The organism is Agromyces sp. P1_H4, from assembly GCF_056405255.1.
The window spans coordinates 1-8,166 of record NZ_JBFUCL010000160.1 but is presented as its reverse complement, the minus strand read 5'-3'; the positions used below and the strand labels follow the sequence as shown (position 1 = coordinate 8,166).

The 8,166-nt window shown below is 71.6% G+C and carries 9 protein-coding genes; 6 read left to right on the top strand and 3 right to left on the bottom strand.

Annotated elements, in window-relative coordinates:
• On the bottom strand, nt 1-1,912 hold a 1,912-nt coding region (locus AC1DY2_RS11045; RefSeq protein WP_476762474.1), incomplete at its 3' end, for an AfsR/SARP family transcriptional regulator.
• Between the two features lie 113 nt (nt 1,913-2,025).
• Between AC1DY2_RS11045 and AC1DY2_RS11040 the strand changes: the two genes are divergently transcribed.
• The 4 genes from AC1DY2_RS11040 (at nt 2,026) to serA (ending at nt 5,092) form a co-directional block, all read left to right on the top strand.
• Nucleotides 2,026-2,409 (top strand): hypothetical protein, encoded by a 384-nt coding sequence (locus AC1DY2_RS11040; protein WP_476762473.1) that lies wholly within the window; start codon nt 2,026-2,028, stop codon nt 2,407-2,409.
• 51 nt (nt 2,410-2,460) lie between these two features.
• Nucleotides 2,461-2,916 carry a DNA polymerase III subunit gamma/tau gene (locus tag AC1DY2_RS11035; protein WP_476762472.1) on the top strand — a complete coding sequence of 152 codons (456 nt, stop codon included), beginning with the start codon at nt 2,461-2,463 and terminating at the stop codon, nt 2,914-2,916.
• A gap of 1 nt (nt 2,917) precedes the next feature.
• A complete protein-coding gene (locus AC1DY2_RS11030) occupies nt 2,918-3,328 on the top strand; it encodes a hypothetical protein (RefSeq protein WP_476762471.1) in 411 nt (136 codons plus the stop codon).
• Nucleotides 3,329-3,499: 171 nt separating this feature from the next.
• Nucleotides 3,500-5,092 carry a phosphoglycerate dehydrogenase gene (serA, locus tag AC1DY2_RS11025; RefSeq protein WP_476762470.1) on the top strand — a complete coding sequence of 531 codons (1,593 nt, stop codon included), beginning with the start codon at nt 3,500-3,502 and terminating at the stop codon, nt 5,090-5,092.
• Nucleotides 5,093-5,103: 11 nt separating this feature from the next.
• Here the strand turns inward: serA and AC1DY2_RS11020 are convergent, their stop codons facing one another.
• Nucleotides 5,104-5,667, bottom strand: a complete 564-nt coding sequence (locus tag AC1DY2_RS11020; protein WP_476762469.1) for a TetR/AcrR family transcriptional regulator — start codon at nt 5,665-5,667, stop codon at nt 5,104-5,106.
• A 77-nt stretch (nt 5,668-5,744) separates the two neighbouring features.
• On the opposite strand from AC1DY2_RS11020, the gene AC1DY2_RS11015 reads away from it, so the two are divergent.
• The gene (locus AC1DY2_RS11015; protein WP_476762468.1) at nt 5,745-7,352 is read left to right on the top strand and encodes an MFS transporter; all 1,608 of its coding nucleotides are present in this window, start codon (nt 5,745-5,747) and stop codon (nt 7,350-7,352) included.
• Nucleotides 7,353-7,445: 93 nt separating this feature from the next.
• On the opposite strand, the gene AC1DY2_RS11010 is transcribed toward AC1DY2_RS11015, so the two are convergent.
• On the bottom strand, nt 7,446-7,709 hold the full coding sequence (locus AC1DY2_RS11010) for a DUF6458 family protein (protein WP_159600435.1): 264 nt from the start codon (nt 7,707-7,709) through the stop codon (nt 7,446-7,448).
• 135 nt (nt 7,710-7,844) lie between these two features.
• Here AC1DY2_RS11010 and AC1DY2_RS11005 point away from each other — a divergent pair.
• Nucleotides 7,845-8,166 (top strand): isocitrate/isopropylmalate family dehydrogenase (locus AC1DY2_RS11005; protein ID WP_476762467.1); only part of this gene is annotated, 322 nt, incomplete at its 3' end.

Here is an 8,166-nt window from a genome sequence, read left to right as displayed (position 1 = left end):
CCTGCGACGCGGAGGCCTCAAGGAACGCGACCTCCGACTCGGTGAGCTCGGGCCCCGCGGAATCCCGCCACGCGAGGAGCGCCGCCAGGCGCGCTCCGCGGTACAGGTCTTCAGCGGGGCGACCATCCGCCTCCCAGCCGGTCGCGGCGCTCGCCAGCGCGCTCATGGCCCGGAGGCCCTCCGCGTCGTCCTCCAGCCAGCCTCGGAGGCGCGGCCACGCCGTCGCGAGCGACTCGTGGGCGACGATGAGCGAATCCTCCTCGGCGCTCACCAGGCGGGCCCGGGCAAGGCTCGTGAGCACCCGATCATGGGTCGCGTCCTGTCGCATCGGGGTGATCGGGATGCGGCGGCGCATCGGCGACCCGTCCGCGCTGATCTCGACGAGCCGGAGGAACGTCGCGCGGCACGTCGCCCGCGCCTCTGGGTCGAGCGACAGGTAGAGCTGGTCGGCGGACTTGGCGATCGCGCCCGAGATGCCGCCGGAATCCTCGTACCCGGCGACCGTGAGCGTGGCGCCCTCACGGCGCAGCCACGTCTCCACCAGCACGTGCGAGACGTGGGGGAGCACCGCCGGCGCGTCCGCGGCATCCCGCAGGATCAACTCGACGAGTCCCGGCTCGAGGCGGAAGCCGGCGAGGCGGGCGGGTTCCTCGATGGCACTCCGGAGCCCGTCGGGGCCGAGCGGGCCGACGAGGTGCACACCTGCCGCGAACAGCGGTCCGATGTTCGGCTCGGCCGCGCACGAGCTCAGGAAGTCGGCGCGCACCGCGACGATCACTCGCCGGCCGCCCGAGACGGCCGCTGCGATCAGCGCTGAGAACTCCGCCACCTGCGCATCCGAGAGACCGGAATGGAAGAGTTCCTCGAACTGGTCGATGACGACCACGTCGGTGTGGCCACCACCGGACAGCGCGTCGTGGAGTCGCGTGATCGGCGCCGCCCCCGAGCCGAGCACCACGACGGTGTCGCCTCGAGCCCGGAGGGCTGGAACGAGCCCGGCGAGCACCAGCGATGACTTGCCGCATCCGGATGCGCCGGACACGGCGAGGAAGGGCGACCCGCCGAGCCGTCCCAGCGCGGCGGCGATGTCGGCATCGCGGCCGAAGAACTCCTCGGCGTCCTCCGTTCCGAACGGCTGCAGGCCGCGATACGGGCACTCCGCGCCCGCGACGGCGTGCCCCGGTGGCGCGTCGAGCGAGACATCCTGATGCAGGATCGCGGATTCGAGCGCAATGAGTTCCGCGCCGGGCTCGATGCCGAGTTCGTCGGCGAGCCGGTCACGCGCCCTCCGCAGAGTGGCGAGGGCGTCGGCCTGACGGCCGCTTCGGTAGAGCGCCGTCACGAGGATCGCCCAGCGCCGTTCGCGAAGGGGATCCGCCCTGACGAGCCGTTCCGCGTCCGGGACGACGGCTCGATGCTCACCGMATTCGAGCCGTGCGGCCGCCAGGTCCTCCTCGGCGGACTTCCGGATCTCCCCGAGTCGCTCTGCCTCCGCGACCGCCGGGGGCCAATCGCCGAGGTCCGAGTACGGCGCGCCGCTCCAGAGCGAGTCCGCCCGCTCGAGCACGTCGACGGCACGTGCGGGGTCGTCGTTCGCGCGGTGGAGCCGGGCACTGTCGACGAGACGCTCGTACCGCACCGCGTCGATGGCGTCGGCATCGACCCGGAGCCGGTAGCCGCCGCGCGTGGTGCCGATCGACGTCGAGCCGAGCGCGCGGCGGATGTGCACGACGAACGCCTGCACCTGCTTGGGCCACGTGCTCGGCGGCTCATCCCTCCACACCGCGTCGGCCAGTTCAGGCGGTGTGACGACATTGCCGGCACGGAGGACGAGGGCGGCGAGCAGGGAACGCTCTTTCGGGCTGAGTTGCCCACCATCGATCGTGAGGTCTCCGAGCACTCGGATCTCCACACCTGCAGTGTGKGACGAGGTCGCGGACGCTGTCAACGAACCGGGGACGAACCCATACCCGTTCCATACCGGTCGAGCCCTCGCACCATACCGGCGCGAGCGAACCTGCGGTCATGAACACCACGCAGAACATCCGACGCGTCATCGCCGCCGCGCTCCTCGCGGCCTCGGCCGGGCTCGCCCTCTCGTCGTGCGCAGGGCAGCCGCACCTCACGGAACCCCAGTCCAAGCACATGTCCGAGGCGCAGGTTGCGCAGGAGCGAGCTGAATACCGTGACCTCGCAGAGCGCCGGTCGGACGGGTCCCGCGACCTGGCATCCGCTCGAGCGGGCCTGTACCTTGATCAGGCCGAGCGCCGGGACGGCCTCGGCGGACCGGCGGTCGGCCACGCCTACCGCGATCAGGCCGAGCGCCGCGCCGGCCTCGGCGCGCCGACGGCGACCGGTGATCCCTATCCGGATCTGGCCGAGCGCCGACTGCGGCTTACCGGTCACTGACGTCGTCCAGAATCGACGATGGGTGCCTCGTCCCGTCGCTAGTCTGGTCGCATGAGCCCCGATCCCGACGACGACGCACTGCGCTGGGAGGGCGACGACGATCCCACGCTCGCGCCCGGCTGGAAGCGGGTCGGCGAGCCGGCGCGGCTCGGGCCGCAGACGACGGCCGGGGATGCCGCGCCATCCGCCGCAACGGTCGCGGCTGACGAGACGGATGCCCGGCGGCAGGCCGGCTCCGTCGAGCTCGTCGTGCTCGGGCTGCTCGGCGGCGTCTACCTGCTCTACGCGATCGGTTGGCTGATCTGGGCGTCCACGCCCGCGGTGGAACTCGGCGATCCCGTCGCGCAGTTCATGTACGGACTCGGCCGATGGTTCGCCGTGCTCGCGCCGGTGCTCTGGTTCGCCGCCGTGCTGTGGCTCGCCGCCGAACACCGCCGCGCCCGCCTGCTCTGGCTCGTCGCCGGCGCAGTCCTGCTCGTGCCCGTCCCGTTCCTGCTGCGAGGCTGAGATGACCGACGCATCCCTTCCCACCGGTGGGTCCGTCCCACCGGATGCCGCCGCGGAGCCCCGCGAGACCGCGACGGTCCGTCGGCCGACCCCGCGCTGGCTCGCGATGACCATCGCCRTCGTCTTCGGCGTGCTCTACGCCTACGACGTCTGGGAAGCGGTCGGCAACCTCGTCGGGCTGAACCTCCAGGCGGGTGCCCTCGGCGTGCCGCTCAGCGCGCTGGGGCTCACGCTTCTCATCGCCGCCCTCATCGTGCCGTTCCTCGTGTTCGGGGTCGCGTTCTGGCTGGGCCGCCGTCGCGCCCCCCTCGCACAGGTGCTGCTCTTCCTCGCCGGGTACGCCCTCGTGCAGGCGCTCGCATTCGACGTCGACGTCCTCTTCTCGACGCTGGGCGGCTTCGACCTGTCCTGAAGCCGCGGCCGCCGCGGCCACCGGCGCGAGGGTGTGACGGCGGCGACGTCACAGAACGAGTGCGGCATGCACGCTCCAGTAGAGTGGCCGGGTAGCGCCCCCACGGCGTGTGGCGCATCCCACCGCACATCAGAGCGCCGTGCGCGCGCTTCGCACMCGAAGGAATCGTTCGTGTCAAAGCCGGTCGTGCTGATCGCAGAAGAACTCTCGCCCGCCACCGTCGACGCCCTCGGGCCCGACTTCGAGATCCGCAACGTCGACGGCACCGACCGTTCCGCGCTGCTGGCCGCACTGCCCGAGGCGAACGCCATCCTGGTGCGCTCGGCGACGAAGGTCGACGCTGAGGCGATCGCCGCCGCGCCCAGGCTGCAGGTGATCGCACGTGCGGGCGTCGGCCTCGACAACGTCGACATCAAGGCGGCGACCGCGGCCGGCGTGATGGTCGTGAACGCGCCGACGTCGAACATCATCTCGGCGGCCGAGCTCACCGTCGGCCACATCCTGAGCCTCGCCCGGCACATCCCGGCCGCGCACTCGGCGCTCGCACAGGGGGAGTGGAAGCGGTCGCAGTACACGGGCACCGAGCTCTACGAGAAGACGATCGGCATCATCGGCCTCGGCCGCATCGGTGCCCTCATCGCGGCTCGACTGCAGGCGTTCGGCACCGAGGTCATCGCGTACGACCCCTACATCACCGCCGCCCGCGCGCAGCAGCTCGGCGTGCAGACCGTCACGCTCGACGAACTCCTCGAGCGCAGCGACTTCATCACCATCCACATGCCGAAGACGCCCGAGACCACGGGCATGATCTCGACCGAGCAGCTCGCGAAGATGAAGCCGACGGCGTTCGTCGTGAACGTCGCGCGCGGCGGCCTCATCGACGAGGACGCGCTCTACGAGGCGCTGGCCGCCCGGCAGATCGCCGGTGCCGGCCTCGACGTGTTCGTCACCGAGCCGCCGCGCGAGTCGCCGCTGCTGTCGCTGCCGAACGTCATCGTCACGCCGCACCTCGGCGCGTCGACCGACGAGGCGCAGGAGAAGGCGGGCGTCTCGGTCGCCAAGTCCGTGCGGCTCGCGCTCGCGGGCGAGCTCGTGCCCGACGCGGTGAACGTCGCCGGCGGCGTCATCGACCCGTACGTGCGACCCGGCATCCCGCTCGTCGACAAGCTCGGCCAGCTCTTCGCGGGCCTCGCTGACGCCGCGATCACGAGCCTCGACGTCGAGGTGCACGGCGAGCTGGTCGACTACGACGTCAGCGTCCTGAAGCTCGCGGCACTGAAGGGCGTGTTCACGAACGTGGTCAGCGAGACGGTGTCGTACGTGAACGCGCCGCTGCTCGCCGAGCAGCGCGGCATCGACGTGCGCCTCATCACCGACGCCGACTCGCCCGAGTACCGCAACGTGATCACGCTCGCGGGCGCGCTCGCCGACGGCCGCCAGCTCTCGGTCTCGGGCACGCTGACCGGCACCAAGCAGATCGAGAAGCTCGTGGGCATCAACGGCTACGAGATCGAGGTGCCGATCGCCACGACGCACATCGTGATGGAGTACACCGACCGGCCCGGCATCGTCGCGGTCTACGGCCGCGAGTTCGGCGATGCGGGCATCAACATCGCGGGCATGCAGATCGCGCGTCGCGAGGCCGGGGGCCAGGCGCTCAGCGTCCTGACGGTCGACTCGCCGGTGCCCACCGACGTGCTCGACCGCGTGCGCGAGGCGATCGACGCCGACGTGCTCGTCGAGATCGACATCACCGAGGAGTAGCGGGCGCCCGTTCAGGCCCGAGGTGGGCCGTCGGCGAGCCGTTCGAGCAGGGCGACCAGGTCGTCCATCTCGTGCTCGGGCGGCGCGTCGACGCCGGTCTCCGCGTCGTCACCGTGCAGCGCGGAGTCGTAGTACAGGCCGTCGCCGATGAGCGTGATGGCGAGTGCGACCGTGGGGTCGGCCACATGCGTGCGCACCGCGCCGAGCCACCGCTGGCGCACCGAGCGGATCATGCGAACGGCCGACGGATGCCCCGCCTGCGCGAGTCGCGCGGCGGCGACGCCTGCCCGCTCGAAGGCCGTGTCGCTCGCGACCGACGTGCGCACGAAGTAGGCGACGGGACCCTCGGGTGCTGAGGCCATGACCTCGAGGTCCGCATCGACGAGCGCGGAGAAGTGCGCCAGGACGGCGTCGATCAGGGCTTCGCGCGTCGGGAAGTGGTAGAGCAGCCCGCCCTTCGAGACCCCCGCCCCGCGCGCGGCAGCGTCGAGCGTCGCGGCACGGTCGCCGCCCTCCACGAGCAGGCGCTCGAAGGCGTCGAGCACGGCGTCGCGCGCGGCTGGGGGACGACTCATGTGCTCGATCGTAGCGAGCGGCATCCGACCATGACCTGATACTATACCGGCTGGACGGTAAAGTAATGGAAGCCGAGATGACGAACACCACCCAGCCCGAGACCCAGCCGAACGAGCTCGCGTCGCGCAGCATCGCGCCGATCGATCCCGGCCGGGCCTCGGCGGCGCCCGGACGTCGCACCCCGCGCGCGCCGCGCCGCGCCTGGGTCGCGCTCGCCGTGCTCATGCTGCCCGTGCTCCTCGTCTCCATCGACAACACCGTCCTCAGCTTCGCGCTGCCCGCCATCTCGCGCGACCTCGCACCGACGGCCGCCCAGCAGCTCTGGATCGTCGACGCGTACCCGCTCGTGCTCGCCGGCCTCCTCGTGGGCATGGGCAGCGCCGGCGACCGCTTCGGCCGCCGCCGCATGCTCCTGATCGGTTCGACCGGCTTCGCCGTGGTCTCGGTCATCGCCGCGTTCGCGCCGACGGCGGAGGCGCTCATCGGCGCCCGCGCGGCCCTCGGCTTCTTCGGCGCGATGCTCATGCCGTCGACCCTGTCGCTCCTGCGCGCGGTCTTCACCGATCGCGAGCAGCGACGACTCGCCATCGCCATCTGGGCGTCGGGCTTCGCGGCCGGCAGCGCCCTCGGGCCCCTCGTCGGCGGGCTCCTCCTCGAGCAGTTCGCGTGGGGGTCCGTCTTCCTCCTCGCGGTGCCGGTACTCGTGCCCCTGCTCGTGCTCGTGCCGCTGCTCATCCCCGAGAGCCGCGACCCCGCGCCCGGGCGCATCGACGTCGTGAGCACGGTGCTCTCGCTGGCCGCGATGGGCCCGATCGTGTACGGCATCAAGTCGCTCGCCACCGAGGGCGTCGACGGCTTCGGCGTGCAGGCGATCGCCTTCGGCGCGTTCTGCGCGCTCTGGTTCGTGCGGCGGCAGCTGCGCAGCGAGTCGCCCATGCTCGACGTGCGCCTGTTCCGGCAGGGCTCGTTCGGCGGTGCGGTGCTCGTCAACCTCTTCAGCGTGATCGCGCTGGTGGGATTCCTCTACTTCGTGTCGCAGCACCTGCAGCTCATCGCGGGCCTCACGCCGGTCGCTGCGGGCCTGGCCCTGCTGCCCGGCCTCGTCGCCATGATCATCGCCGGACTCGCCGTGGTGCCGATCGCGCGCCGCGTGCGCCCCCGCGTGCTCGTGCCCGTGGCGCTCGGCCTGTCCGCTGGCGGATACCTCCTCATTGCGCTCACCACCAGTGCCGAGTCGATCGCCCCCATCGTGATCGCCTTCGTGCTGCTCGGCGTGGGCATCGGCTCGGCCGAGACGGTCTCGAACGAGCTCATCCTCTCGAGCGCGCCGCCCGCGAAGGCCGGTGCCGCGTCGGCCGTGTCCGAGACCGCCTACGAGCTGGGCGCCGTCCTCGGCACGGCGGTGCTCGGCAGCATCCTCGCGGCGCAGTTCCGGTCGGGGATCGTGCTGCCGTCGCTCCTCACCGACGGGCAGGCGGATGCCGCGCGCGAGACGCTGGCCGGGGCCGTCACGGTGTCCGAGCAGCTGCCCGGCCCGATCGGCGCCGAGCTCGCGGCATCCGCAGCTCACGCGTTCGACGGCGGCGTCGTGGTGACCTCGCTCATCGGCGTGGGACTCATGCTCGCGGCCGCCGTGGTCGCGGCGATCGCGCTGCGGAACCCGTCGCCGGCTCCGACCGAATGACCACGTCGGGCAGCCCGGTCGCCCGGCCGACCCGGCCCGCACGACGAACGGCCGCCGCCCTCGTCGGGGCAGCGGCCGTTCGGAGCATCGGACTCAGAGGACGGTCGGGTCCTCGGGCGTCGAGTGCTCGTTGCGCACGACCCGGTCGCCGGTGGCGGGGTCGACGCTCGTGTGCGAGGTCGTCACCGAACGGCGACGACGCGCGAGGAGCACGATGCCGATGATGATGATGATCGCTCCGGCGATCATGAGGATATAGCCGACCAGCTGGAGGTTGATCCAGTCGACGGTGAGGTTGAGCGCGAAGGCGAGAATGGCGCCGATCACGAAGAGCACGATTCCGAGACCGAGACTCATGGGGTCCTGCTTTCTCTCCGGCGGCTCCAGGTGCCGCGGTTCGATGAGGCGGATACCTCGTCCTGAGGCCGAGTGTATCGAGGGGGCAGTCACCCGGACACTACGCTGGGAGGGCTGGCGCACGAAGGAGAATCCATGGTAGGCACGGTCAGGCTCGCGGTCATCCGGGGCGACGGAATCGGTCCAGAGGTCGTCGATGAGGCGCTCAAGGCGCTCGACGCGGCCGTCGCCGGCACCGAGGTCGCCTTCGAGCAGACGCCCTTCTCGCTGGGCGCGGGGCGATACCTCGAGACGGGCGACGTGCTGACCGACGACGACCTCGCGGCCATCAAGGGCCACGACGCGATCCTCCTCGGCGCCGTGGGCGGCGTGCCCGGCGACCCGAGGCTCACCGGCGCCAACATCGAGCGCGGGCTGCTGCTCAAGCTGCGCTTCGAGCTCGACCACTACGTGAACC